The sequence below is a fragment of the Nocardioides sp. HB32 genome (genome assembly GCF_054058995.1).
The window spans coordinates 888,101-911,158 of sequence record NZ_JBSSBS010000001.1 but is presented as its reverse complement, the minus strand read 5'-3'; the positions used below and the strand labels follow the sequence as shown (position 1 = coordinate 911,158).

The following is a 23,058-nucleotide window of genomic DNA, read 5'->3' as shown; positions in this document are numbered from 1 at the left end:
CGCGAATGTACGTGTCGGGAGGCGGCGCACACAACTCTGTGGACGCGGCGAGTCGCGATCTCAAGGACAAATCAACGGAGCGTGACCTGACGGTTCGCGAGCCCCGAGCGGGCGGCGCGCTCGTCGGTCGTCAGGTCGGAGCCGTCGGCGAGGGCCTCGGCCAGGTCGGCGGCGAACTTCTCCGCCGGCTCCTCGAGCGGCTCCGGGCCGGTGCCGAGCGGCAGGTCCCACACCGGGGCGAGCAGTCCGTGAGCGCGGAACATGCCGACGAACCGCGACCCCTCGACCAGCCGGTCCCGGCCGGCGGCGTGCAGACGCGCGAGCGCGTCGAGCAGCGGGCCCTCCGGCTCGGGCATCACCCAGCGCAGGTGCTCCTTGGTCCCGACGTTCGTCCAGTACGCCGCCTCGACGGTCGTGAGCCGCGCGGTCGGGGACGCGGCGGCGTTCGCGTGCTCCAGCGCCGCGGCCATCCCGGCCCGCTCGGACTCCTCGACGTCCGCGATCCAGAAGTCGAAGCCGTCGTGCACCGTCACCGCCAGCGCGTCGCCGGCCACGAGGTCCTGGAGGCGCGGGCCGTCGCCGGGCTGGTCGGTGAGGCCGACGATCCCCGGCTCGGACTCGAGCGCCCGGAGCAGCACGGCGCCGAGGTCGCGGGCCGGGTCGCCGAAGTGGTGCTGCACCTGGAGACCGAGCCAGATCTCGCCGCTGTCGCGGACCATCGCCGGCGCGGCCATGGGCAGCAGCGTGCAGAGCTGGACGGTGCGGTCGGCGTGCTCCGTCAGGGCGAGCGGCGCGGTCGCCGCCGGCACCAGCTCGCGCATCGCGACGACGTCGCACTCGGACGGCAGCCCCTCGAAGGGCCGGCTCACGAACGGCGCGGGCGCGCCGCCGGGCGCGCCGTGGCAGGCCTTGTAGCGCTTGCCGGACCCGCACGGGCAGGGCTGCCGCGGGTTGACCTCGCCCTCGACCGGCTGGTGGGGGCGGGCCTTGGTGCGGGACTTCTTCGCCATGCGGGCGAGGCTATCTGTCGCGTTCCTCGAGCAGGTCGAGCAGGTACGCCGGCCGGTCCGTGATCACGGCCTTCGCGCCGAGCCGCAGGCACAGGTCGAGGTCGGCCGGGGTGTTCACGGTCCACACGTGCAGGTCGTGGCCGGCCCTGGTGATCCGCGGGCCGAGCTTCTTGTGGTCGGCGAGCTCACGGATCCCCGGGCCGACCAGCCAGTCGGCGCCGATCACCTTGCTGAGCATCGGCCAGTGATGCGCCTTCTCGACCAGCTGGACCAGGGGTACGCCGGGGGCGAGCCGCTCGACGCGCTGCAAGGCGGTCCAGCTGAAGCTCATCACCCGGGCGGGCGACCCGGCCCGGTCCCACCCGAAGTGGCGCAGCAGGTCGACCACGCGACGCTCGACGAGGCCGCCGTACCTGGTGGGGTGCTTGGTCTCGACCGCGATCTCGATCCGGCGGTCGTAGTCGGCCACGGTCTCGAAGAGCGTGCGCAGCGTCAGCACCCGGTCGAGCCGCTCGTCGCGGTCGGGTGCCTCGTCGTCGAGGTCGGCCCACGGGTTCTTCCAGGCCGCGAAGTCGAGCTGGTCGAGCTCCGCGAGCTCCATGGTCGACACGATGCCCCGGTTGCTGGCGATCCGCCGCAGGTCCCGGTCGTGTACGCAGACCAGGTGCCCGTCCGCGGTCAGCCGGACGTCGCACTCCAGCCCGTCCGCCCCGTCGTCGAGCGCGGCGACGTACGCCCCGAGGGTGTGCTCGGCCTTGTCGTGGCTCGCGCCCCGGTGCGCGACGATCTGGGGTCTCACCGCAGCCGGTGCTCGACCAGGCCGACGAGGTTGCCCTCGGTGTCGCGGACGAACGCCTGCCACTCGTCGGTGCCGGCCGGCCCCAGGCTGTCGTCGTCGTGCTGGAAGATCACGTGCGGCTCGGACTCGAGGTGCTCCTGGAGCCGCTCGACCGCCGCGTCGATGTCGCCGACCCGGAGGTAGATCGTCGCCGGCGCGCTGCCGGTGCTGATCATCAGGCGCACCCCGCCGAGGTCGAAGAACACCAGGCCGGGCGGGTCGTACGTCGCTCGCGGGCCGGTGCCGAGCAGGGTCGTGTAGAAGGCGGTCGCCCGCTCGAGGTCGTCGGCGTGCTGGGCGATCTGGACGAGGTCCACGTCCCGATGATGTCAGGCCCGCAGGCACATCAGCGAGAGCGCAGGAACTTCCCGAAGTGCGGGACCGTGAAGGCCACGCTCCCCCGCTCGGCCGAGTAGACGAGGCCCTTCTTGATCAGGCCGTCGCGGGCCGGGGAGAGGGACTGCGGCTTGCGGACCAGGTGCCGCGCCACGTCGGCGGTCGCGACGGCGCCGTCGCCGTGCTCGGCGCCCAGGTCGGCCATCGCGGACATGTAGTCGCGCTCGGCCGGGGTCGCGCGGTCGAACCGGGCCCCGAAGAACCCGACCGCGAGCTCGGCCTCCGCCTCCGGCGCGGCCGCACGTACGTCGGCGACCGTGATCAGCGACTCGAGGGCGACGTCCCAGGTGACCTTGCCGTACGCCTGCACGAAGTAGGGGTAGCCGTCGGTGAGCCGGTAGAGCTCGTCGAGCGCGTCCGGGGCGAAGGCCACCCCCTCCTCGGCCGCCGGGCGCCGCCAGGCCCGGTCGGCCATCTCCCGGGGCAGCCGGTCGACGGAGACGTAGCGGAACAGGCGCTCGGCGTACGACTTGGAGGCGGCGAGCGCGACGGGGAGGTGCGGGAGACCGGCGCCGACGACGACCAGGGGCGCACCCTGCTGGCTGATCTCGTGGCAGGCGCCGCAGAGCGCGGCGAGCTCGGGCAGCGCGATGTCCTGCATCTCGTCGACGAAGAGCGCGATCCCGACGCCGAGGTCGCCGGCGAGGGTGGCGACGTCGGTGAACAGCTCGACCAGGTCGAGCTCGAGGTCGCCGGAGTCGGCGCGGCCCCGGCTGGCCGGCACGTCGACCGGCGGCGTCCAGCGCATCCCCTTGCGGTCATCGAGCGCGGTCCTGGTCCCGAAGCTCTTGAGCACGCCGGCGACCGCGTCGACCCGGTCGGGGTCGCGGTGCCGGTGCGCCACCTCGCGGACCGCGGCGTGCACCGCCTGGGCCACCGGGATCCGGATGCTCTGGTCGGGACGGGCCTCGATCTTGCCGGTCCCCCACGCCCGTCGTACCGCCTGGCCCCTCAGGGCGTTGAGGAGGACGGTCTTGCCGACGCCGCGCAGGCCGCTGAGGACCATGCTCCGCTCCGGCCGCCCCGCCGCGACCCGCTCCAGGGTGATCTCGAACTGCTCCAGCTCGCGGTCGCGGCCGGCCAGCTCGGGCGGCCGCTGGCCTGCTCCCGGCGCGTACGGGTTCCGGATCGGGTCCACGCGGGGACGCTACCCGGCTGTCTAGCGGATTCCGTAGAAACGCTCCCGCGCCGTGCGGGGCGGGTCAGGCGGACTCGACGGCGCCGAGCCGGTCGCGGGCCTGCTCGTAGGAGTGCACCAGGCCCTCGCGGAGCACCTCGATCAGCGCCGGGACGTCCTCGATGCCCAGGCGGAACGAGCCGGCGCAGACGTTCTGGCGCCACAGCGAGAGCACGACGATGCCGGACTCCTCGTGCCAGGACACCCGGAGGGCGCGGTCGCCGCCGCGGGCGTCGAGGTAGATCGACCCCGTCTGCGGGAGCGGGCGTACGGCGGGCACACCACCATCATGCGCCCGACAGGAGCAGCCTGTCACCGGTTCCTGCCTAGGATCGGGTCGTGCCCGAGCTGCCCGAGGTGGAAGCGCTGGCCCTCGACCTGAAGGGCCGGCTGGACGGGCACGCCTTCGCGAAGATCCACCTGGCCCAGTTCAGCGCGCTGAAGACCTTCGACCCGCCGCTGACCGCGATGGAGGGGACGCTGGTCGACGACGTGAGCCGGCACGGCAAGTTCCTCGACATCGAGGCGTCGGGGGTCCACCTGGTCCTGCACCTGGCCCGCGCGGGCTGGGTGCGGTGGCGCGAGGAGGTGCCGACGATCCCGCCGAAGCCGAGCCCGAAGTCCACGCTCGCGCTGCGGGTGGTGCTCGACGACGGGTCCGGGCTGGACGTGACCGAGGCGGGCACCCGCAAGAGCCTGGCGGCGTACGTCGTCCGCGACCCCCAGGACGTGCCCGGCCTCGCCAGCCTCGGGCCGGACCCGCTGACCGACGAGTTCACGATCGAGCGGTTCAAGGAGATCCTCGAGCGCGAGGGCGGCAAGCAGCTCAAGGGCGTCCTGCGCCACCAGGGCACCATCGCCGGCATCGGCAACGCCTACTCCGACGAGATCCTGCACGCCGCGAAGATGTCGCCGTTCAAGCCTGCCGGCAACCTCACCGACGACGAGCTCCACATCCTGTACGACGCCCTCCGCACGACGCTCGGCGACGCGGTCGACCGGTCGCGCGGGCTCGCGGCCAGTGAGCTCAAGGGCGAGAAGAAGTCGAACCTCGCGGTGCACGGGCGCACCGGTCAGCCGTGCCCGGTCTGCGGCGACACCGTGCGCGAGGTGTCGTTCGCGGACTCCAGCCTCCAGTACTGCCCGACCTGCCAGACCGGCGGCAAGCCGCTGGCCGACCGACGAATGAGCAGGCTCCTCAAGTGATCCCCACCGTGACGATCGACGGCGTCCCCGACCCGCTCCCCGAGGGCCTCGTCGTGCTCGACGTGCGCGAGCCCGTGGAGTGGCAGTACGGCCACATCGAGGGCGCGCTGCACATCCCGATGTCGGAGCTGCCGGCCCGGCACGCCGAGCTCCCGGACGCGCAGACGCTGGTGGTCTGCAAGGTCGGAGGCAGGTCCGCGCAGGCGGCGATGTGGCTGCAGCAGCAGGGGCACGAGGTCGTGAACCTCGCCGGCGGGATGCTCGACTGGGCGGCAGCCGGCCGCTCCATGGTCAGCGAGTACGACGGGCCGCCGCAGGTCGTCTAGACGGTATGACGTGACCCGGTCGTGGTGACAAGGCTGTGTGCCGGGTCCTCACCAGGCCCCGCCCAGGGCAGGAATGCCGGTCGTCAGCTCACTGCAGCTGCTCGATGACCAGGGTGGCCGCCGATGCTCCCGTGCCCCCGGAGAACGGCGTGATCGTGAGAGCGGAGCCGGAGGTCGAGTTCCGGACCGTCAGCACCGTGTTGACGACCGTGGCCGTCACCAGCGCCTCACCGGCGATCGCCGTGGTGCCGGTGGGCCGCCCCACGAGCGTGTACGGCACATCGACTCCGTCGAGGGTGACGACGAGCTGGCCGGGCTCGACGACCGGCACCGAGAACGACACCCGGTAGGTCCCGATGCGCGGCAGGACGAACGAGTCGGTACCGGCCCGCACGATGGAGCCGGTGCTCGGGCCGTCCTGGGGGAAGTCGACGTCCCCGCCGATCGCCACCGTGGCCGGGTTGTCGGGCGGCATGAGCGCGAAGAACTCCGCGTACTCGGAGATCGCGTCGGCACCGTCCGCACCGTCGGCACCGTCCGCGCCATCGGCACCGTCGGCACCGTCGGCACCGGGCAGTCCGGGCGGACCTGCGGGTCCTGCCGGACCGGCGGGGCCGGCCTCACCCGCCACGCCCTCGGGCCCGATCGGACCTCGGGCTCCGGCCACGCCTTCGACGTTCCACCCGATCTTCTTCGCGCCGGGTGGGCACGGCTCACCGACCTGCGTCCGGCTCAGGACCCGGGTGCCGGGGTCCACGCACGCGTAGATGTGACGGGCCGTCGGCCAGGGACGATCACCACCCTGACGACCGGCAACGGCGTACGCGACACCACCGGCGGCCACGAGCAGGGCAACTGCCAGGACCACGGCGACGTGAGGCCGCAGGAAGATGCGCGACTTCGACATGAGCAGACCTCCAGGACCGACGGGCTCGTGCGCGGGTGCCGCCGAATCGACGACCGCACGCTAGCGCGCGCCCTGGAGGTCCGGGCGGGATCGAGCAAACTCCTCCCGATCAGCTCGCACTCGACGTCGGCAGGTCGAGCGGGCAGTTGTCGGTCGTCCAGCTGTTGAACGCCTTCCCGTCCGCCTGGTCGGCGTCGCTCAGGCCCTCGTCGAGCTGCTCGAGGTCCTGGAGGGTGGCGTCGTCGTCGATGCCCTTCGCCTGCTCGACGAACAGCTCGAAGCCGTGCCGCGCGTCGTCCGGCATGTCCGCCGGCGCACCGACCTTCTCGATGTCGACGGCCCACGACTTGAACGCCCGGACCGTCGCCGCCGAGTCCGCTGCGTCGGCGCCGAGCACCTCGTCGAAGAGGTCGTTGAAGGCGGCGCAGAAGTCCGCCGTCGACGCCTCGGCGCCGTCGCGGCCGTCCGAGTCCCCGTTGCAGCCGGTCAGCGCCGCGACGAGCGCGAGGCCGCCGGCGACGGCGACCGCGCCGACCCTCGTCATCCGAGCGACCCGCACTCGTCCCCGAGGTAGGAGTCGAAGGCGTCGGCGTCCTTCTGCTCGGCGTCGCTGAGGGTGTCCGCGAGGCCGCTGATGTCCTCGGCGCTCGCGTCGTCGGGCAGGCCGCCGAGCGCGTCGAGGGTGACCTCGAGCCCGTGCCGTGCGTCGTCCGGGATGTCCTCGGGGGTGCCGGTGGACCGCATCTCCGCCACCGCGTCCTTCAGCGTCTTCACCGCGGAGGACGGGTCCGCCTTCGGGTCCAGCTGTCCGAGGTCCTCCGCGAGCGACCGGAAGTTCGCGCAGAAGTCCTCCTTCGACGCGGTGGTCGGCATGCTGCCGCTGCTGCCGCTGCTGCCGCTGCTGCCGGTGTCCCCGTCACTGCTGTCGTCGCTGTTGCAGCCGACGAGGCTGCCCATGACGAGCACGAATCCGGCGAGCGCGAGTGCTGTCCTCATGGACCCACCCTGCCCCCTGGGGGGCGGTTCGCGCGACCGAAGTCCGGCGCGGGGACCGCGAGCGCTGCCGGCAGGAGGCGCAGGTACGCCGCCCGCGACACCTCGACAGCGCCGAGCGAGGCCAGGTGCGGGGTCAGCCACTGCACGTCGAGGACCCGCTGGGCGGCGTGCGCGTCGGAGAGCACCTCGACCAGGGCGAGCAGCGCGACCTTCGACGCGTCGCGCTCCACGTGGAACATCGACTCGCCCGCGAACAGGCCGCCGATCGCCACGCCGTACAGCCCGCCCACCAGTCGGCCCTCCCGCCAGGCCTCCACCGAGTGCGCCCAGCCCAGCCGGTGCAGGCGCAGGTACGCCGCGGCGATCTCGCCGTCGATCCAGCCCGAGGGACGGGACGGGTCGGCGCACCCGGCGACGACGTCGGCGAACGCCGTGTCGACGCGGACCTCGAAGTCCCGCGCCGACCGGCGCAACGACCGCGACACCCGCAGCCCGTCCAGGGGGATCACGCCGCGGCGGACGGGGCAGAACCAGAACATCGGGTCGCCCGCCTCGCCCGACGGCATCGGGAAGAGACCGCGCCGGTAGGCCGCCAGCAGCGTCCCCGGCTCCAGGTCGGCGCCGACCGCGACCAGGTCGTCGAGCGGGTCGTAGCCCGACGGATCGCCGAACGCCCAGCGCGTCGGCGGCGGTTCGGCGGGCATGGCTCGACCCTAAGGCGGCCACCGTACGATCGACGGCATGGGCGTGGTGACGAGTGCCGGACGGTTGGTGACCCAGCGCGTCGCGCCGCGGGTCCCGCACCTGGCCCCGGACCTGACGCACTCGTTCGTCAGCGAGGCGCTGCACCGCGCGATCGACGGCCTGGGCCCGCTGAAGCCCGCGGCCGAGAGTGCGGACAGGCTCGGCTCCGTGCACGAGGTGGTCGAGACCCATGTCCGGTACGCCGGCGCCCAGGGGCTGCTCACCGGCCTCGGCGGCGTGCTCACCGCGACGGTCACGATCCCGGCGAACCTCGCCGGCCTCGCACTGGTGCAGGCCCGGATGGTGGCGTGCATCGCGCACCTGCGCGGCTACGACCTCGGCGACCCGCGGGTGGAGAACGCCATCCTCACCTGCATGCTCGGCCGCGAGGCCGTGGACCGCAAGGTCAAGGAGCACCAGCTCCCCGGCCCGCCGATGGCGATCGCGACGGCACCGGTCCACGACCCCGACCTGTCCCGGGTGCTCACGGCCGAGGTGGCCACCGACCTCATCCAGCGGGTCGGCGGGAAGCGGCTGGCGATCAGCATCGCCCGGCGTACCCCGATCGTCGGCGGCGCCTTCGGCATGGGTGCCGACGGCTGGGCGACCTGGCGGGTCGGGATCTACGCGGCGCGCGAGCTGCGGCCGCGCAACCGCCGGTAGGCCTTGAGCAGGCCGCGGCCGGTCGCCCCGGTCTGCAGCCGGCGGACCAGCTTCTCGCGCCAGCGGTACGTCGGGCGCAGGTAGGAGCGCTCGAGCGCCCGCTGGGTCTCCTCGAGCTCGCGGCGCAGCCGCTCCTCGGACTGCCGCAGCCGGGCACCCTCCAGCAGCAGCGCCTTGACCGCGTCGAGGGCCGCGGCGGCCACCTGCTTCTCCGACGGGTGGTCCGGGTCGGCGTACCGCACCACCGGGGGCGCGCCGTCGAGGTCGTGCAGGTCGCCGACCACGTCGTACCCCCGCCGCTCGATCTCGGAGATCCACGACCGGGTGATCTCACCGACCCAGGGGTGCGCGTCCGGCGGGAGCGCCAGCCGCGGCGAGCGGGTACGCCGCGAGAGGGTCTGGTGCGCGAGGAGCTCCCGGACGAGCGGGCGGTAGTCCGCCGGGTTCAGCTCGCGGTTGGCGGCGCGGTTGATCCGCCGGACCAGCGCGGTCTCGGGTGCGCCCAGCGACGGGTTGGACCGCTCGCCCTCGAGCTCCAAGTCGATCCCGTCGAGCCCGAATGCGAGGCTGAAGCGCTTCCACAGCAGCTGCTGCGGCCCGCCCGCCGGCGGCACCGTGACCAGGTGGATGCGCTCGGGCGGCAGGTCGTGCCCCCACCGGTTGAGGATGTCCGGCAGCTCCTGGACGCCCCAGAACCAGGTGGCGATCCGGCTCTGCCGCTGGGGGTCGCGGATCTGGTCGAGGAAGGCGCCGTACGTCAGCGACGCCCGGTGCTTGACGTTCTCCTGCCACTCCGCGGGGATCTGGCGGACCAGGTCGCGCACCGACAGCACCAGGTGCACCTCCGCGCCGGCGCCGTGGCCGAGCGACTCCAGCGCGCGGCCGGCCTGCGCGCGCGAGGCGGTCGCGAGGATCTCGTGGCTGATGATCGAGGTGCCGCGGTGGTGGCGCACCTGCTCGGCGAGCGCGTCCCAGGCCCCCACCGCCTCGGACTCCAGCCCTCCCCACGGCAGCCGCATCAGGTCCAGCGCGGCGAGGAAGTGGGCGTCGAAGCGGTCCGCCGGATAGAGGATGTCGTGGCCGGCGAGGGTGCGCCGGTTCCGGAACAGCACGTCCTGGAGGTACGACGTACCGGTCTTCGGGGTGCCGACGTGCAGCAGGACTCGTTTGCTCACCAGGCTCTACTTCTCTCCGGGCTCCAGCAGCAGGCGCATCGCCAGCGCGAGGACCCCGGCATCCGACGGCTCGGGAACCCCGGCCCGTTCGACCGGCAGCAGACGGTCGGGGTCACCGTGGACAGCGTAGCCAGCACGGAGCAGGCCGTCGCGGACCCGCACCGCCCGCGCGTGCAGCCAGTCCGCGTGCTCCGGGGGTACGACGAGCGGCGGCCCCCCGACGGCCACCAGCCTCGGCAGCAGGGCCTGGTGCACGAGCGCCCGCTTCCGGCCCGGGGATGCGAGCAGCCCGAGCACCTGGCCGACCCGGCGAGCCAGGTCGGTGGCGTCGGCGGACAGCGGGTGGGGGCCCGGCAGCGGTCGGCGTACCCCGACGAGCCGGGGCACCTCGGCGGCGTCCAGCACCACGCGCACCCGCTCGGGGCCGACGCGCTCGGCCCAGGCGCGGGCGGTGCGGAGCAGGTCCACGCGGCGGGGCAGCGCGCGGCCGCGGGCGCGTCCGGCCAGCCAGTCCCGCCAGGCCGGCGCTCCGTCGGCAAGGCTGCCCGCGGTCCAGGCGTGGGTGAGCATGGTGCCGGCGTCGGTGCCCAGCACCAGCACCGTCGAGCCGCGCCCGCCCGGTGGCCGACCCTGGGCGACCAGGGCGGCTCGCATCGGGTCGGCGAGAACCGGGTCGCCCACGAGGCGGTACTTCGTGCGCCAGAGCCGGGGCCGGGCCTGGTGGCGCTGGTCCGGCAGCCCGGCCGCGACCACATCCTCGGCGAGCACGTTGGCCGCGACCCGGATCAGCTCGTCGTCGGGCAGGCGTGCGGGATCGACGGGCGGCGGTCCGAACGCCAGCCGTTCCACGGCGCCCTCGAGCTCGAGGTCGGGGCGGCCGCGTCCGGGCGCGCTCGCGTCGAGCACCCGGCCGGCGAGCCCGGCACCGGGCCGGCCCGTCGCGTTGAGCCGCCGGAGCAGCTCGAGCTGCTGCGCGCCGGGGAGGTACCGGCCCCGCGGCGCGCCCTCCTCGGTCCAGTCGTGCCACGGCGTCGTGCCGCCCTCCAGGAGGTGGGCGGTCCAGCCCCACGCGCGGCGTACGCCGGGAGTGTCCTCGCTCATCTCTCTCGGACCCGCTGGACGCCGGCGCGCACCCGTTGGCCGAGCTGGCGCTCGGGGTCGGGGCGGCGCGCGGCCTCGCGGGTCATCGCGGCGAGCGCGTCCAGGGCGGTGCCGAGCTGCCGCTTCGCGCGCACCCTGTCGGGATCGCGCCAGCGCTCGGCGGGGTCGTGGGGGGCGGGTCGCAGCTCCTCGACGTCGCCGACGACGTCCACCCCGCTGCCGACGATCCACTCGATCCAGCGCTCCGCCTGCTCCTCGGCCCAGGCGTGCCGCTCCGGCGGCAGCGTCACCGCGGCCGACCGCCGCCGGACCAGCTCGCCCTGGGCGAGCATGTCGCGGATCAGCTCGTCGTACGACGACTCGCGACGGGCCTGGCGGTCCATCCGGCGGTTCAGCTGGCGGATCACCTGGGTCTCGGCGATGCCGAGCGAGCGGTTCGACCGGTCGCTGTCGAGCGGGGCCCACGCCGGGTCGATGCCGAGCACGCCGCACATCCGCCCCCAGAGCGGGTCGGCGGTCTGGTCGCTCGCACCGGAGGGCGGGACGGTGACGACGTGCACGTGCTCGGGCGGCAGCCCGGCGCCCCACGTGCCGAGCACGCGCGGCACGTCGAAGGCCCGGTAGAACCAGGTCCTGCCCTTCTCGAACCGGTCCAGGAACCGCTTGTAGCTCCACCGCCGGCCCTGCTTGACGCTCTCCTGCCACGCGGCCGGGACCTGTCGGCCGAGGTCCCGGGCGGTGTAGACGACGTGGATCTCGCTGCCGGCCAGGTCGCGCATCGCGCGCGCCACCTGGGCGGGCGTGGCCGGGGCGAGGATCTCGTGGCTGATCACCACGGTGCCGGAGCGCCGGCGCACCCGGCGTACCAGCGCCTCCCAGCTGCCGTCGGCGTGGCCGGGGGCGCCGCCCCAGTCCTGGCCGAGCAGGTCGAGCGCCCCGCGGAAGTGCGCGAGCCCGGGGCTGACCAGCGGTGACGTGGTCGGGAAGTGCACGCCGTGCGCGCTCAACGACCTGGCGTTCAGGGCGAGCCGGTCCTGGAGGTAGGTCGTCCCCGTCTTCGGCGCACCGACGTGCAGGTAGACCCTCCGGCTCATGCCCCGGATTCTGCCAGTGCCCTGACGACGGCGGACGGGCTGGGGCGCCCGAGGTGGCGGGCCATCCAGACGCTGGTCGCCACGACCTCGCCGAGGTCCACCCCGTGCTCGATGCCGAGCCCGGTGAGCATCCACACGAGGTCCTCGGTGGCGAGGTTGCCGGTGGCGCTCTTCGCGTACGGGCAGCCACCCAGGCCGCCGGCGCTCGCGTCGAACGTCGTGATGCCGGCCTGCAGCGCCGCGAGGGTGTTCGCGAGCGCCTGGCCGTAGGTGTCGTGGAAGTGCATCGCGAGCTGGCCGGTGGCCGTCCCCGCGGCCTCGAAGGCGGAGACCAGGGCGGTCACGTGGCCCGCCGTACCGACGCCGATGGTGTCGCCGAGGCTGAGCTGGCTGGCGCCGAGGTCGATGAGCCGCTTGCCGACGCCGACCACCTGCTCGACGGGTACGCCGCCCTCCCACGGGTCGCCGAAACACATGGAGACGTAGGCGCGGACGTCGAGCCCGGCGTCGCGGGCGCGCCGCACGGTCGGCTCGAACATCGCGAACTGCTCGTCCAGGCCGCGGTTGAGGTTCTTCTGCGCGAACGTCTCGGTCGCGGAGCCGAAGACGGCGATGTGCCGCGCGCCCAGCTCGAGGGCGCGGTCGAGGCCGCGCTCGTTCGGGACCAGAACCGGGCAGTCGCGACCGGCCTCGCCGAGCAGCTCCATCAGCTCGGCCGCGTCGGCGAGCTGGGGCACCCACTTCGGGTGCACGAAGCTGGTCGCCTCGACGACCGGCAGCCCGGCCGCGAGCAGCCGGGTCACGAACTCCGCCTTCACGCCCGTGGGCACGAGGGTCTTCTCGTTCTGCAGGCCGTCGCGGGGTCCGACCTCGTAGATCGTGACCCGCTCGGGGAGGCCGTCCGCGCGGACGGTCATCGGCAGCTCACTCATGCGGTTCCACCTCCAGCAGCGTGTGGCCCAGCGCGACCTGGCCACCGGTCGTGGCACTGAGCCCGGAGACCGTGCCGTCGAACGGCGCCTTCAGCGACAGCTCCATCTTCATCGCCTCCAGGACGACGAGCACCTGGCCCGCCTCGACCAGCTCGCCGTCGGCGACCCGGACGTCGAGCACGGTGCCGGGCATCGGCGCGGTGATCACGCCGTCGCCGACGTCGACCGCGTGGTCGCCGAAGACGTCCGGGCGCTCGAACACGAAGCGCTGGCCGCGGTACGCCACCTCGGCCACGTGCGGCTGCACGTTGACGACGGCCGTGCGCAGCTCGCCGCCGACCTCGAGGGTGAGCGTGTGGTTCGCGCCGTACACCTGGCGGACGGGCAGGTCGTCGACGCGGCCGGCGTACCGGTCCACGACGACCGGCCGGTCCAGCTCCACGATCGTCGGCGCGGGGTCGGCGCCGGAGCGCCAGCCGTCGGACCGGAACGGCTGGTCGCCGTCCTCGAAGGCCGCGAGCATCGCGCTCACCCATGCGACGAACACGCGGGGCAGCTCGTCGTCGGGCGCCGGCACGGTGTTGCGGTCCAGCCAGGCGGTGTCGATGGTCGCGTCGCGGAACTCGTCGCTCGCGGCGAGCGCGCGGAGGAAGCCGACGTTCGTCGTGAGGCCGAGGATCGCCGTGTGGTCGAGCGCCGCGACCAGCGCCCGGCGCGCTGCTTCACGGTCCGACCCGTGCACGATGATCTTGCCCAGCATGGGGTCGTACGACGTGCTCACGACCTGCTCGGGCTCCAGGGCGTGGTCGACCCGGACGCCCTCCGGCCAGCGGACGATCGACGTGCGGCCCGCCTGCGGGAGGAAGCCGTGGAACGAGTCCTCGGCGTACACCCGGGCCTCGATCGCGTGGCCGGTGGCGGTCACGTCGTCCTGGGTGATCGGCAGCGGCTCGCCGTCGGCCACCCGCAGCTGGAGCTCCACCAGGTCCACGCCCGTGATCGCCTCGGTGACGGGATGCTCGACCTGGAGGCGGGTGTTCATCTCGAGGAAGTAGGCCTCGCCGGTGGCGTCGTCCAGCAGGAACTCGACGGTGCCGGCGTTGCGGTAACCGACGTGCTTCGCGAGCGTGACGGCGCTGCCGGTGACCAGCGCGCGCACCTCGGGGGTGATCGTCGGCGCGGGCGCCTCCTCCAGCACCTTCTGGTGGCGGCGCTGGGTCGAGCAGTCCCGCTCGAAGAGGTGGACGACGTTGCCGTGCGCGTCGGCCAGCACCTGGACCTCGATGTGCCGGCCGCGCTCGACGTACTTCTCCACGAGCAGGGTGTCGTCGCCGAAGGCGCTCAGCGCCTCGCGGGCCGCCGCCGCCTTCGCCTCCTCGAGCTCGGACTCCTCGCGGACGACCCGCATGCCCTTGCCGCCGCCGCCCGCGGCGGCCTTCACGAGGACCGGGAACCCGGCGTCCTCACCACGCGGCACCACGGGGACCCCCGCAGCGACGGCGATCTCGCGCGCGGCGTCCTTGCGGCCCATCGCGTCCATGACGTCGGCGGACGGGCCCACGAGGGTGATGCCGGCCGCCTCCAGGGCGCCGGCGAACGCCGCGCGTTCGGAGAGGAACCCGTAGCCGGGGTGCACGGCGTCGGCACCGGCTGCCTGCGCGGCCGCGACGACCGCGTCGATGTCGAGGTAGCTCGACACGTGGCGCGCCTCGTCGGCGGCGCGCACGTGCGGCGCCGTCGTGTCGAGGTCGGTGTAGATCGCGACGGTGCGGATGCCCAGGCGGGCGGCGGTCCGCATGACGCGCAGGGCGATCTCGCCCCGGTTGGCGACGAGGAGCGTGTGCATCGCCATCACATCCTGAAGATGCCGTAGGAGGGCGCCGGCGTCGGGGCGTTGGCGGCGGCCGCGAGGCCCATGCCGAGGACGCGCCGGGTGTCGGCCGGGTCGATGATGCCGTCGTCCCAGAGCCGCGCGGTGGAGTAGTACGGCGAGCCCTGGGTCTCGTACTGCTCCCGGATCGGCGCCTTGAACTCCTCGTCGTCGGGCCGGCCCGCGACCGTCGCGAGGACGGACGCGGCCTGCTCGCCGCCCATCACCGAGATCCGGGCGTTCGGCCACATCCAGAGGAACCGCGGGTCGTACGCGCGCCCGCACATGCCGTAGTTGCCGGCCCCGAAGCTGCCGCCGATCACGATCGTGAACTTCGGGACGACCGAGCAGGCGACCGCGGTGACGAGCTTGGCGCCGTCCTTGGCGATGCCGCCGTTCTCGTACTCCTTGCCGACCATGAAGCCGGTGATGTTCTGGAGGAACACCAGCGGGATGCCGCGCTGGTTGCAGAGCTCGATGAAGTGGGCACCCTTGAGCGCGGACTCGCTGAAGAGGATGCCGTTGTTCGCGACGATGCCGACCGGGTGGCCCCAGACGTGCGCGAAGCCGGTGACCAGGGTCTCGCCGTACAGCTTCTTGAACTCGTGGAACCGGCTGCCGTCGACGACCCTGCGGATCACCTCGCGGACGTCGTACGGCGTCCGGGTGTCGGCCGGGACCACGTCGTACAGCGTGGTGGGGTCCTCGTGCGGCTCCTCGACGGGGGCGAGCTGGTACGGCGCGCCCGCCGGCCGCCGCTCGAGGGTCCCGACGATGCTGCGGACGATCGCGAGCGCGTGCGCGTCGTCCTCGGCCAGGTGGTCGACGACGCCGGAGGTGCGGGCGTGCACGTCGCCGCCGCCGAGCTCCTCGGCGGTCACGACCTCGCCGGTCGCGGCCTTCACCAGCGGCGGGCCGCCGAGGAAGATCGTGCCCTGGTTGCGCACGATCACGGTCTCGTCCGACATCGCGGGGACGTACGCGCCGCCGGCGGTGCAGGAGCCCATCACGCTGGCGATCTGCGGGATGCCGCGGGCGGAGAGGTTGGCCTGGTTGAAGAAGATCCGGCCGAAGTGCTCGCGGTCGGGGAACACCTCGTCCTGCATCGGCAGGAAGGCGCCGCCGGAGTCGACGAGGTAGACGCACGGCAGCTGGTTGTCGGCCGCGACGGTCTGCGCGCGCAGGTGCTTCTTGACCGTCATCGGGTAGTAGGTGCCGCCCTTGACGGTCGCGTCGTTCGCGACCACCACGACCTCGCGACCGCCCACCCGACCGATGCCGGTGACGACCCCGGCGCTGGGCACGCCTCCGCCGTACATGTCGTACGCCGCCAGCGGGCTCAGCTCCAGGAACGGGCTGCCGGGGTCGAGCAGCCGGTCCACCCGGTCGCGCACCAGCAGCTTGCCCCGGCCGGTGTGCTTGGCCCGGGCCGCCTCGCTCCCGCCCTGCCGCGCGGCCGCCATCCGGTCGCGAAGCTCCTCCACCAGCTCCTTCATGTGGCTCACGGGCTCAGGTTAGCGATCATTAACCAAGCGGTCCAACGTTCGATCCGGACTCGGCGGAATGCGGGGAGGGGGCGGGTCGTTGGGAGAGGCATGAGCACCACCACCCTGACCTCCGACACCTTCGAGCAGACCGTCGTCGAGAACGACATCGTGCTCGTCGACTTCTGGGCGTCCTGGTGCGCACCGTGCCGGCAGTTCGCGCCGGTCTTCGAGGCCGCTGCGGAGCGGCACGAGGACGTGGTGTTCGGCAAGGTCGACACCGAGGCGGAGGGGTCGCTGGCGGCAGCGGCGCAGATCACCTCGATCCCGACGCTGATGGCGTTCCGCGACGGCATCCTGGTCTTCGCCCAGCCCGGCGCCCTGCCGGCGCCCGCGCTGGAGCAGGTGATCACCGCGGTCAAGGACCTGGACATGGACGACGTACGCCGCCAGATCGCCGAGCAGGCGACCGAGGGGCAGCCGCAGCACGACTGACCCCGGATGAGAGCAGCCGTGGGGCGGAGGACCTGGTCCTCCGCCCCACGGTCAGCTCAGCCCGGGATCACTTCGGCGGCGGCGGCACCCGGCAGGCCACCGGGTCCGAGGTGTTGCCGCTGAAGTCGGTCGCGAAGACCTCCGCGTCGCCGGTTCCGGTGATCTTCCAGATGCCCCCCGGCATCTGCTTGATCGACGGCTTCGCGTTGTTCTCCGTGTACTTGACGTCCTGCCCGGACGCGAACGGCCCCCAGACCGTGCCGCTGCCCGTGTCGCGCAGGAACACCCTCGGCGCCGTGTCGACGGCGTCGGTCCCGACCAGCTCGAAGAACCCGTCCGGGTTGTGCGAGCCGGGCACGTGACCGCCGGGGTTCGGGCCCTCCGGGCAGCCGACGGACGGCGCCGTGGTGTCGCGGACCGTGATCGTCCCCGTGCCGGTGCCGGTGTTGCCGGCGGCGTCGGTCGCCTGGCAGGTCACGGTCGTCGCGCCGAGCGCGAACGTGCTGCCCGAGGGCGGCGTGCACGCCGGCGTCAGCGGACCGTCGACGTTGTCGACCGCGCTGGCGTCGTACGACACGCTGGCGCCGCTCGGCGAGGTCGCCTCGACGGTCTTGCTCTCGACGGTGACCACCGGTGGTGTGACGTCGTTGACCGCGATCTCGACCGTCTGCACGAACTCCGGGCCCGGGAGCCCGCCGTTGACCAGGAAGCTGGTCGTGCAGGTGACGGTCTGTCCCTGCGGTGCGTCGCCGGCGAGCGTGATGGTCTCGTCGAACGTCGTGGTGTCACCGGAGGTGACCGTCCTGGCCGGCTGGTCGAAGGACAGGCTGACGCCCGGGTCGCAGGTCGTGTCGTGGGTGACGACCGCCGGCAGGTTCCGCAGCGCGCTCAAGATGGTGGCCGCGACCTGGTCCGGGTCGGCGGCCGCCAGCGATCCGCCGGTCGCCGCGGTGACCCGCGTGGCCTGCCCGGAGCTGTCGAGGTGCGCGCCGTTCTGGCCGTTCACGTTGATCGCGATCACCTGGACCCCCGCGGCCACGAGGCCGCTCGTCGCGCTGCCCTCGGTGAAGCCGAGGGACGGGTCGTGGCTCGGCGCGTCGCCGAACATCACCAGCACTCGGGTGCTGTCGGGGCGGAACGAGATCGTCGACGGGACCCGGCCGAGGGCCCCGAGCCAGGCCTCCGGCTCGTCGCCACCGCCACCGGCGGACCACGCGTTGATGCCGGTGACCGCGGCGGCGGCACTGCCCGTGAGCGGCTGGTCGACCCGGTAGGCGAACGGTGAGGTCGACTCGTCGTCCTTGTACTCGGCGACGGCGAACTGCGCGGTCGGCTGCGCCGCCTGGACCTGGCCCAGGATGGAGCCGGCGTTCGAGCGCACGTTGGCGATGCTCGACCCCATGCTCCCGGTGGTGTCGGCCATCAGCACGATGTCCGGCTGCGGCGGGATGGGCGGTGTCTCCACCGTCTTGGTGATCGTCACGTACCCCCCGGGATCGAGGGCGTGGGAGTAGTGCGCCGGACTGACGCCCGGGCTGGCGACGGCCGCGGCGGCGGTCGCGATCGAGAGGACGGCCGCTCCGGCCGATCCCCACGCGAGACGAGACTTCATGATGGTCCTCCGAGAGACAGGGTGGCGCCGTTGCCACCGCTCTCGGACGTTACGGACGGACGCTGTCAGTCGGCATGACACAGGCGCACCGGTTCCAGGCCCCGTCCGCGGCAGCACGAACGTGCTACCACGACAGTTAGTGAACGCTAACCTTGACCGCGTGAGCCGCCGGAACCAGATCCTCGAGACCGCGGCGGAGCTGTTCGCCAGTCGTGGGTTCCACGGCGTCTCGGTCGCCGATCTCGGCGCCGCGTGCGGGATCTCCGGGCCGGCGCTCTACAAGCACTTCCCGTCCAAGCAGGCGATGCTCGCCGAGATGCTGGTCTCGATCAGCGAAGAGCTGCTCCGCGTCGGCCGGGAGCGGGTGTCGGCCGCCGACGGGCCGTCGGCGGCCGTGGCCGCGCTGGTCGACTGGCACGTCGACTTCGCCCTCCGGCACCGCCCCCTGATCGTGGTCCAGGACCGCGACTGGGAGTCGCTGCCGGCGGACGCGCGCGAGCAGGTGCGCGCCCTCCAGCGGGAGTACGTCGATCTGTGGGCCGCCGAGCTGGGGACCCTCGACCCGTCGCTCGACCGGGCCACCGCGCGGGCGATGGCGCACGCAGCCTTCGGGCTGATCAACTCGACCCCCCACAGCGGCCTGCTCCCGGACGACCAGATGCGCAGCGTCCTCACCCAGATGACGCTGGGCGCCCTGGGTCCGCAGCGTCGCTGAGCAGCCGGGCCGCGTAGAGCGCGGCCTCGACGGCGGCGTCCAGGTCGGGGCCCTCGTCGTCGTCCTCGTCGGGCTCGCTCCGGGCGTGCAACCGGGCCAGCAGGTCGTCGCGCGCCAGTCCGCGCAGCTGGAGCAGCACGAACGGGTCGGCCTCCACCAGCCACGCCAGCTGCTGGAGCACCGCGAGCGCGTGCGTGCACGGGTCGGCCCAGTGGTCGCAGGTGCACGTCGAGCCGAGCTCCCCGCCGTACGGGAGCAGCTCGACACCAGCCTCCTCGGCGTGCTCGACGAGCGTGTGCGGGAGGTCGCCGGCGAGCAGCGCGGCGACCCGGCCGGACTCCGCGGCCACGGCCTCGACGAGCGCGTCGACGTCACGCGGGTCGAGGACGGGGATCGTGCCCTCCACCGTCCAGAGGCCGGTGCCGTCCTCGACCGCGGCGACGTAGCGCCCCGGCTCGGTGGCGATCTGGCCGACGTGGCCGCCGCGGGCCAGCGTCCGGGCGGCGCGCAGGTCCGACTCGGCGTACGCCGCCTCCTCGACCGCGCGGACCCACGCCTTGCCCCACCAGGTGCCGGCCCGCGCGGCCGCGCGCCGGGGCGGGACGCGGGCGTGCAGGACCGAGGACATCAGTCCTCCCGGTAGGCGACGAGGTCGCGGAGCTCGTCGTTGCTGAGCTCGGTGAGGGCCGCCTCGCCCCGGCCCAGCACGGCGTCGGCCAGTGCCCGCTTGCGGTCCAGCAGCTCGGCGACCTTCTCCTCGATCGTGCCCTGCGTGATCATCCGGTGCACCTGGACCGGCCGGGTCTGGCCGATCCGGTAGGCGCGGTCGGTCGCCTGCTCCTCCACGGCGGGATTCCACCAGCGGTCGACGTGCACGACGTGGTCGGCGCGGGTCAGGTTCAGCCCGGTGCCACCGGCCTTGAGCGACAGCAGGAACACCGGCACCGCTCCTGCCTGGAACCTGTCCACCATCGCCTCGCGCTCGCGCACGGGCGTCCCGCCGTGCAGCAGCTGGTGGGGTACGCCGGCGCGGTCCAAATGTCCCTCGAGCAGCCGGGCCATCGCGACGTACTGGGTGAACACGAGCACCGCGCCGTCCTCGGCGAGCACCGTGCCGACCAGCTCGTCGAGGAGGTCGACCTTCTCGGAGCGGCCGGACAGCCGCGCGCCCGACCGCTTGAGGAAGTGGTCGGGGTGGTTGCAGATCTGCTTCAGCCCGGTGAGCAGCATCAGCACCAGCCCGCGGCGGCTGTCCTCGTCGGCCCGCTCGATGCGCGCCATCGTGTCGCGCACGAAGGACTCGTAGAGGACCACCTGCTCCCGGGTCAGCCGCAACGGGTGGTCGGTCTCGGTCTTGGGCGGCAGCTCGGGCGCGATCCCCGGGTCGGACTTGCGGCGCCGCAGCAGGAACGGCCCGATCAGGTCCGCGAACTGCCGGGCCTTGCTCGGCTCGAGCCCCGACTCGATCGGCGCGGCCCACACCTTGCGGAACGCGTTGCGGCTGCCGAGCAGGCCCGGCGTCGCCCAGTCGAGGATCGCCCAGAGCTCGGTCAGGTCGTTCTCGACGGGCGTGCCGGTGAGCGCGACGCGGGCCGCGCTCCCGATCGAGCGGAGCGCCCGGGCCGTGGCGGTGCGCGGGTTCTTCACGTGCTGCGCCTCGTCCGCGACGACCAGGCCCCACCGCGTACCCAGTAGGCCACCACCTCCGCAACCACCCTCGTCGGCCACCTCGAGTGCTACGGACCTCCGCATGGTGCCGTACGTCGTGAGCACGAAGCCGCTCCCGGCCGCCTGCAGGTCGCGGGACGTGCCGTGGAACCGGACGACAGGTACGCCGGGCGCGAACCGGCGCACCTCGGCCTCCCAGTTGCCGAGCAGGCTGGCGGGGCAGACGACGAGGGTGGGCCCGCCCTGCCCGGTCCCGGCCCGGTGCAGGTGCAGGGCGATCAGCGTGACGGTCTTGCCGAGGCCCATGTCGTCGGCGAGGCAGGCGCCGAGGCCGAGCCCGGTCATCTCGGCCAGCCAGGTGAGGCCGTGCCGCTGGTAGTCGCGCAGGGTCGCCGTCAGCGCGGCCGGCGGCTCGACGGGCTCGCGGGTCGCGGCGGTCAGCAGGCGTTCGCGGACCTTCAGGAGCGAGGCCCCGACGACGACCTGCTCCTCGCTCTGCTCGCCACCGGGCGCGGCGACCTGCGCGGTGCCGGTCAGCGCGGCGGCGACCGCCTCGGCCGGCTTGACCGTGCGGATCAGCCGCTTCCTGGCCTTCCCGGCGATCGCCGGGTCGACCACGGTCCAGCTGCCCCGCAGCCGGAGGAGGGGGCTGGCGGCGTTCGCGAGCTGGTCCATCTCCTCGGCGGAGAGGGGGTCGCCGTGCAGGGCGACCTGCCAGTTGAACGCGAACAGCGCGTCCCGGCCGAGGGTCGGGTCGTTGAGGGGCTCCTCCCGGCTGCCCGGCCCCGGCGCCGCTCGGTCGAGGACGGCCGTGGCGGTCAGGTCGCGTCCCAGGCTCCGCGGCCACAGCACGTCGACGCCCGCGGCCCGGAGCGCCCCGACCCCCTCGTCGAGCAGGCTCACGATCTCGTCGGTGTCGAGGGTGATCTCGTCGGGGACGCGCAGCTCGAGCAGCCGGTCGAGGACCGGCCACGCGTCGGCGGCCGCGCGCAACGCGATGGTGGCGTGGGTCCGGGCCCGGTCGCCGAAGCCGTGCTCGTCGACGGTGCCGGTCCAGAGCAGCGCGAGGTCGCAGAGGTGCAGCGGGTTCTGGTCGTCGTGCGCCTGCGGCACCAGGCGTACGGCGCCCGCGACCAGCTCCTCCTCGTCCGCCTCGACCCGCAGCGACAGCGTCACGAGCTGCGGCAGGTCCCTCGGGTCGAGCCGCTGGTGGCGGGCCAGCCGCGCCTGCAGCCGCTGCTCGAACGTCGGCCGCTGCGTACGTCGTACGGGTGCCGCAGCAGTGGTCGGTGCGCCGCGTGGCAGTGCGTCGGCGATCGCGTCGACCAGGTCGCGGACCACCCGCTCCTGCTCGCCGCTGCCCGCGGCGAGCATCCCGATCCGGTCCTCGTCGTCGGCGTCCAGCCCCGCCGCCCGCCAGTGCGGCGGGTCCCCGGACGGCGCGAACTTGCCCGCCGCGACGATCCGCATGCCGAGCAGCGCCGCCCCGGAGAGCAGGCCGACGCTGGGGTGCAGGTCCTCGCGCGACCGGGCCTTCGCGAGCACCGGGAGCGCCGCCCGGATCGGCAGGCTCACGGTCCGCTTCGCGTCCGTGAACTCCACGACGCCCTCCCGTGGGGGCTCGGCGGGGCGGAAGGTCGCCGGGCCGGTCACGGGGACGAAGGACACGCGGAGACGGTAGCCCGCGGCGCCTACACCCGCGTCCCTCCGGGCGCGCGCACCGGCCCGGCGCTCAGCCGAGGCCGTCGAACGGACGGACCTCGACCTTGCCCCGGCACGCCCGGGAGCCCTCCGCCGCCAGCGCCAGCGCCACGTCGAGGTCGGGAGCGTCGATGATCCAGAAGCCCCCGATGACCTCCTTGGTCTCGAGGTAGGGCCCGTCGGTCATCACCGGGCGCTCGCCCTGGCCGTCGACGACGGTCGCGTTCGAGGCCGGGGCCAGCCCGCCCGCGAACACCCAGTAGCCCTCGGCGCGGAGCTTCTCGTTGAACGCGCCGGTCTCGGCGAACGACTCCTCCATCTCCTCCCGGGAGCCGTAGCTGCCGAACTCGGTCGTCTCGGCGGGGCCGTGCACGCTCAGCAGGTATCGAGTCATCGGACTTCTCCTCTTGTCCCGGTGGTCCTGGTGACCACTCTCTACCCCCACCACGAACGGGACCGCGCCGACACGACAGCCGGCTGGAAGGATGGCGGCGTGGCCCACGTGCACCGTCTCGATCACATCGGCATCACCGTCGCGGACCTCGACGCGGCCACGACGTTCTTCGTCGGGCTCGGCCTCGAGGTCGAGGGCAGGGGATCCGTGGAGGGTGAGTTCGTGGAGACCGTCTGTGCCATCCCCGGCGCCCGCTGCGAGATCGTGATGCTTCGCCCACCGGACGGCGGGTGCCGGCTGGAGCTCTCGAGCTTCGTCACGCCCGACCACGTGCCCGGCTCGCCCGCGGCGATGGCCAATGAGCTGGGCCTGCGCAACGTGTCCTTCGAGGTCGGCGACCTCGACGCGGCCGTCGACGCCGTTGCCGCGGACGGCTACGGACTCGTCGGCGGCATCGGCGACTACCAGGGCAGCGTGCGGATGGCCTACGTGCGCGGGCCCGAGGGCATCATCGTGTCCCTGTTCGAGCAGACCGGCTGACGGGCAGCGTCCAG

General features: G+C 73.5%; 25 protein-coding genes. 6 read left to right on the top strand and 19 right to left on the bottom strand.

What is annotated here, in order from left to right:
• Positions 1 to 71: 71 nt before the first annotated feature.
• The 5 genes from ACVW2K_RS04650 to ACVW2K_RS04630 all read right to left on the bottom strand — a co-directional run bounded on the left by ACVW2K_RS04650 (position 72) and on the right by ACVW2K_RS04630 (position 3,701).
• A complete protein-coding gene (locus tag ACVW2K_RS04650; RefSeq protein WP_457201707.1) occupies positions 72 to 1,010 on the bottom strand; it encodes a DUF5926 family protein in 939 nt (312 codons plus the stop codon).
• 10 nt (positions 1,011 to 1,020) lie between these two features.
• Positions 1,021 to 1,809, bottom strand: a complete 789-nt coding sequence (locus ACVW2K_RS04645; protein ID WP_028637985.1) for a glycerophosphodiester phosphodiesterase — start codon at positions 1,807 to 1,809, stop codon at positions 1,021 to 1,023.
• A complete protein-coding gene (locus tag ACVW2K_RS04640) occupies positions 1,806 to 2,165 on the bottom strand; it encodes a VOC family protein (protein ID WP_028637984.1) in 360 nt (119 codons plus the stop codon). The genes ACVW2K_RS04645 and ACVW2K_RS04640 overlap by 4 nt, the downstream gene beginning before the upstream one ends.
• A 29-nt stretch (positions 2,166 to 2,194) precedes the next feature.
• A complete protein-coding gene (locus tag ACVW2K_RS04635) occupies positions 2,195 to 3,382 on the bottom strand; it encodes an ATP-binding protein (RefSeq protein WP_028637983.1) in 1,188 nt (395 codons plus the stop codon).
• A gap of 64 nt (positions 3,383 to 3,446) precedes the next feature.
• The gene (locus ACVW2K_RS04630; protein ID WP_051549328.1) at positions 3,447 to 3,701 is read right to left on the bottom strand and encodes a hypothetical protein; all 255 of its coding nucleotides are present in this window, start codon (positions 3,699 to 3,701) and stop codon (positions 3,447 to 3,449) included.
• Positions 3,702 to 3,760: 59 nt separating this feature from the next.
• Between ACVW2K_RS04630 and ACVW2K_RS04625 the strand changes: the two genes are divergently transcribed.
• The gene (locus ACVW2K_RS04625; RefSeq protein WP_457201706.1) at positions 3,761 to 4,627 is read left to right on the top strand and encodes an Fpg/Nei family DNA glycosylase; all 867 of its coding nucleotides are present in this window, start codon (positions 3,761 to 3,763) and stop codon (positions 4,625 to 4,627) included.
• On the top strand, positions 4,624 to 4,953 hold the full coding sequence (locus tag ACVW2K_RS04620; RefSeq protein ID WP_457201705.1) for a rhodanese-like domain-containing protein: 330 nt from the start codon (positions 4,624 to 4,626) through the stop codon (positions 4,951 to 4,953). Before ACVW2K_RS04625 ends, ACVW2K_RS04620 begins: the two co-directional genes overlap by 4 nt.
• Positions 4,954 to 5,041: 88 nt before the next feature.
• On the opposite strand, the gene ACVW2K_RS04615 is transcribed toward ACVW2K_RS04620, so the two are convergent.
• The 4 genes from ACVW2K_RS04615 to aat form a co-directional block, all read right to left on the bottom strand.
• On the bottom strand, positions 5,042 to 5,860 hold the full coding sequence (locus tag ACVW2K_RS04615; protein WP_457201704.1) for a hypothetical protein: 819 nt from the start codon (positions 5,858 to 5,860) through the stop codon (positions 5,042 to 5,044).
• 109 nt (positions 5,861 to 5,969) lie between these two features.
• Positions 5,970 to 6,404 carry a hypothetical protein gene (locus ACVW2K_RS04610; RefSeq protein WP_457201703.1) on the bottom strand — a complete coding sequence of 145 codons (435 nt, stop codon included), beginning with the start codon at positions 6,402 to 6,404 and terminating at the stop codon, positions 5,970 to 5,972.
• Positions 6,401 to 6,856: a hypothetical protein gene (locus ACVW2K_RS04605; RefSeq protein ID WP_457201702.1), complete on the bottom strand. Its 456-nt coding sequence runs from the start codon at positions 6,854 to 6,856 to the stop codon at positions 6,401 to 6,403. Before ACVW2K_RS04605 ends, ACVW2K_RS04610 begins: the two co-directional genes overlap by 4 nt.
• Positions 6,853 to 7,560 carry a leucyl/phenylalanyl-tRNA--protein transferase gene (aat, locus tag ACVW2K_RS04600; protein ID WP_457201701.1) on the bottom strand — a complete coding sequence of 236 codons (708 nt, stop codon included), beginning with the start codon at positions 7,558 to 7,560 and terminating at the stop codon, positions 6,853 to 6,855. Before aat ends, ACVW2K_RS04605 begins: the two co-directional genes overlap by 4 nt.
• Positions 7,561 to 7,597: 37 nt before the next feature.
• Here aat and ACVW2K_RS04595 point away from each other — a divergent pair, with 37 nt between their 5' ends.
• Positions 7,598 to 8,263 carry an EcsC family protein gene (locus ACVW2K_RS04595; protein WP_457201700.1) on the top strand — a complete coding sequence of 222 codons (666 nt, stop codon included), beginning with the start codon at positions 7,598 to 7,600 and terminating at the stop codon, positions 8,261 to 8,263.
• Here ACVW2K_RS04595 and ACVW2K_RS04590 read toward each other — a convergent pair.
• Genes ACVW2K_RS04590 through ACVW2K_RS04565 form a run of 6 tightly spaced genes read right to left on the bottom strand, consistent with a single transcriptional unit; the run spans position 8,224 to position 15,931 of the window.
• Entirely contained in the window at positions 8,224 to 9,438 is a 1,215-nt protein-coding gene (locus ACVW2K_RS04590; RefSeq protein WP_457201699.1) for a hypothetical protein, read from the bottom strand. The two genes, ACVW2K_RS04595 and ACVW2K_RS04590, sit on opposite strands and share 40 nt — an antisense overlap.
• Positions 9,439 to 9,444: 6 nt before the next feature.
• Positions 9,445 to 10,539: a hypothetical protein gene (locus ACVW2K_RS04585; RefSeq protein WP_457201698.1), complete on the bottom strand. Its 1,095-nt coding sequence runs from the start codon at positions 10,537 to 10,539 to the stop codon at positions 9,445 to 9,447.
• Positions 10,536 to 11,633: a hypothetical protein gene (locus ACVW2K_RS04580; protein ID WP_028637974.1), complete on the bottom strand. Its 1,098-nt coding sequence runs from the start codon at positions 11,631 to 11,633 to the stop codon at positions 10,536 to 10,538. Before ACVW2K_RS04580 ends, ACVW2K_RS04585 begins: the two co-directional genes overlap by 4 nt.
• A complete protein-coding gene (locus ACVW2K_RS04575) occupies positions 11,630 to 12,565 on the bottom strand; it encodes a hydroxymethylglutaryl-CoA lyase (RefSeq protein WP_457201697.1) in 936 nt (311 codons plus the stop codon). Before ACVW2K_RS04575 ends, ACVW2K_RS04580 begins: the two co-directional genes overlap by 4 nt.
• The gene (locus ACVW2K_RS04570) at positions 12,558 to 14,411 is read right to left on the bottom strand and encodes an acetyl/propionyl/methylcrotonyl-CoA carboxylase subunit alpha (protein ID WP_457201696.1); all 1,854 of its coding nucleotides are present in this window, start codon (positions 14,409 to 14,411) and stop codon (positions 12,558 to 12,560) included. Before ACVW2K_RS04570 ends, ACVW2K_RS04575 begins: the two co-directional genes overlap by 8 nt.
• Positions 14,412 to 14,416: 5 nt before the next feature.
• The gene (locus tag ACVW2K_RS04565; RefSeq protein ID WP_457204045.1) at positions 14,417 to 15,931 is read right to left on the bottom strand and encodes a carboxyl transferase domain-containing protein; all 1,515 of its coding nucleotides are present in this window, start codon (positions 15,929 to 15,931) and stop codon (positions 14,417 to 14,419) included.
• Positions 15,932 to 16,030: 99 nt separating this feature from the next.
• Here ACVW2K_RS04565 and trxA point away from each other — a divergent pair, with 99 nt between their 5' ends.
• The gene (gene trxA, locus ACVW2K_RS04560; protein WP_028637970.1) at positions 16,031 to 16,414 is read left to right on the top strand and encodes a thioredoxin; all 384 of its coding nucleotides are present in this window, start codon (positions 16,031 to 16,033) and stop codon (positions 16,412 to 16,414) included.
• A gap of 67 nt (positions 16,415 to 16,481) precedes the next feature.
• Here trxA and ACVW2K_RS04555 read toward each other — a convergent pair whose 3' ends face one another.
• Positions 16,482 to 18,026 (bottom strand): HYR domain-containing protein, encoded by a 1,545-nt coding sequence (locus ACVW2K_RS04555; protein ID WP_457201695.1) that lies wholly within the window; start codon positions 18,024 to 18,026, stop codon positions 16,482 to 16,484.
• Between the two features lie 160 nt (positions 18,027 to 18,186).
• Here ACVW2K_RS04555 and ACVW2K_RS04550 point away from each other — a divergent pair, with 160 nt between their 5' ends.
• Positions 18,187 to 18,741, top strand: a complete 555-nt coding sequence (locus ACVW2K_RS04550; protein WP_231496234.1) for an SACE_7040 family transcriptional regulator — start codon at positions 18,187 to 18,189, stop codon at positions 18,739 to 18,741.
• Here ACVW2K_RS04550 and ACVW2K_RS04545 read toward each other — a convergent pair.
• From ACVW2K_RS04545 to ACVW2K_RS04535, 3 genes are all read right to left on the bottom strand, one after another.
• On the bottom strand, positions 18,698 to 19,369 hold the full coding sequence (locus ACVW2K_RS04545; protein WP_051549323.1) for an SWIM zinc finger family protein: 672 nt from the start codon (positions 19,367 to 19,369) through the stop codon (positions 18,698 to 18,700). The two genes, ACVW2K_RS04550 and ACVW2K_RS04545, sit on opposite strands and share 44 nt — an antisense overlap.
• Positions 19,369 to 22,077 carry a DEAD/DEAH box helicase gene (locus ACVW2K_RS04540; protein ID WP_457201694.1) on the bottom strand — a complete coding sequence of 903 codons (2,709 nt, stop codon included), beginning with the start codon at positions 22,075 to 22,077 and terminating at the stop codon, positions 19,369 to 19,371. The genes ACVW2K_RS04545 and ACVW2K_RS04540 overlap by 1 nt, the downstream gene beginning before the upstream one ends.
• A 64-nt stretch (positions 22,078 to 22,141) precedes the next feature.
• Entirely contained in the window at positions 22,142 to 22,504 is a 363-nt protein-coding gene (locus tag ACVW2K_RS04535) for a YciI family protein (RefSeq protein WP_457201693.1), read from the bottom strand.
• A gap of 99 nt (positions 22,505 to 22,603) precedes the next feature.
• On the opposite strand from ACVW2K_RS04535, the gene ACVW2K_RS04530 reads away from it, so the two are divergent.
• Positions 22,604 to 23,044 carry a VOC family protein gene (locus tag ACVW2K_RS04530; RefSeq protein WP_457201692.1) on the top strand — a complete coding sequence of 147 codons (441 nt, stop codon included), beginning with the start codon at positions 22,604 to 22,606 and terminating at the stop codon, positions 23,042 to 23,044.
• The last annotated feature ends 14 nt before the right edge of the window (positions 23,045 to 23,058 follow it).

Bases quoted from the DNA above. Each gene is read 5' to 3' on its own strand.
- ACVW2K_RS04570 (WP_457201696.1), bottom strand. From the start codon at position 14,411: ATGCACACGCTCCTCGTCGCCAACCGGGGCGAGATCGCCCTGCGCGTC.
- ACVW2K_RS04555 (WP_457201695.1), bottom strand. From the start codon at position 18,026: ATGAAGTCTCGTCTCGCGTGGGGATCGGCCGGAGCGGCCGTCCTCTCG.
- ACVW2K_RS04615 (WP_457201704.1), bottom strand. From the start codon at position 5,860: ATGTCGAAGTCGCGCATCTTCCTGCGGCCTCACGTCGCCGTGGTCCTG.
- aat (WP_457201701.1), bottom strand. From the start codon at position 7,560: ATGCCCGCCGAACCGCCGCCGACGCGCTGGGCGTTCGGCGATCCGTCG.
- ACVW2K_RS04595 (WP_457201700.1), top strand. From the start codon at position 7,598: ATGGGCGTGGTGACGAGTGCCGGACGGTTGGTGACCCAGCGCGTCGCG.
- ACVW2K_RS04610 (WP_457201703.1), bottom strand. From the start codon at position 6,404: ATGACGAGGGTCGGCGCGGTCGCCGTCGCCGGCGGCCTCGCGCTCGTC.
- ACVW2K_RS04605 (WP_457201702.1), bottom strand. From the start codon at position 6,856: ATGAGGACAGCACTCGCGCTCGCCGGATTCGTGCTCGTCATGGGCAGC.
- trxA (WP_028637970.1), top strand. From the start codon at position 16,031: ATGAGCACCACCACCCTGACCTCCGACACCTTCGAGCAGACCGTCGTC.
- ACVW2K_RS04565 (WP_457204045.1), bottom strand. From the start codon at position 15,931: ATGAAGGAGCTGGTGGAGGAGCTTCGCGACCGGATGGCGGCCGCGCGG.
- ACVW2K_RS04585 (WP_457201698.1), bottom strand. From the start codon at position 10,539: ATGAGCGAGGACACTCCCGGCGTACGCCGCGCGTGGGGCTGGACCGCC.
- ACVW2K_RS04545 (WP_051549323.1), bottom strand. From the start codon at position 19,369: ATGTCCTCGGTCCTGCACGCCCGCGTCCCGCCCCGGCGCGCGGCCGCG.
- ACVW2K_RS04535 (WP_457201693.1), bottom strand. From the start codon at position 22,504: ATGACTCGATACCTGCTGAGCGTGCACGGCCCCGCCGAGACGACCGAG.
- ACVW2K_RS04580 (WP_028637974.1), bottom strand. From the start codon at position 11,633: ATGAGCCGGAGGGTCTACCTGCACGTCGGTGCGCCGAAGACGGGGACG.
- ACVW2K_RS04650 (WP_457201707.1), bottom strand. From the start codon at position 1,010: ATGGCGAAGAAGTCCCGCACCAAGGCCCGCCCCCACCAGCCGGTCGAG.
- ACVW2K_RS04575 (WP_457201697.1), bottom strand. From the start codon at position 12,565: ATGAGTGAGCTGCCGATGACCGTCCGCGCGGACGGCCTCCCCGAGCGG.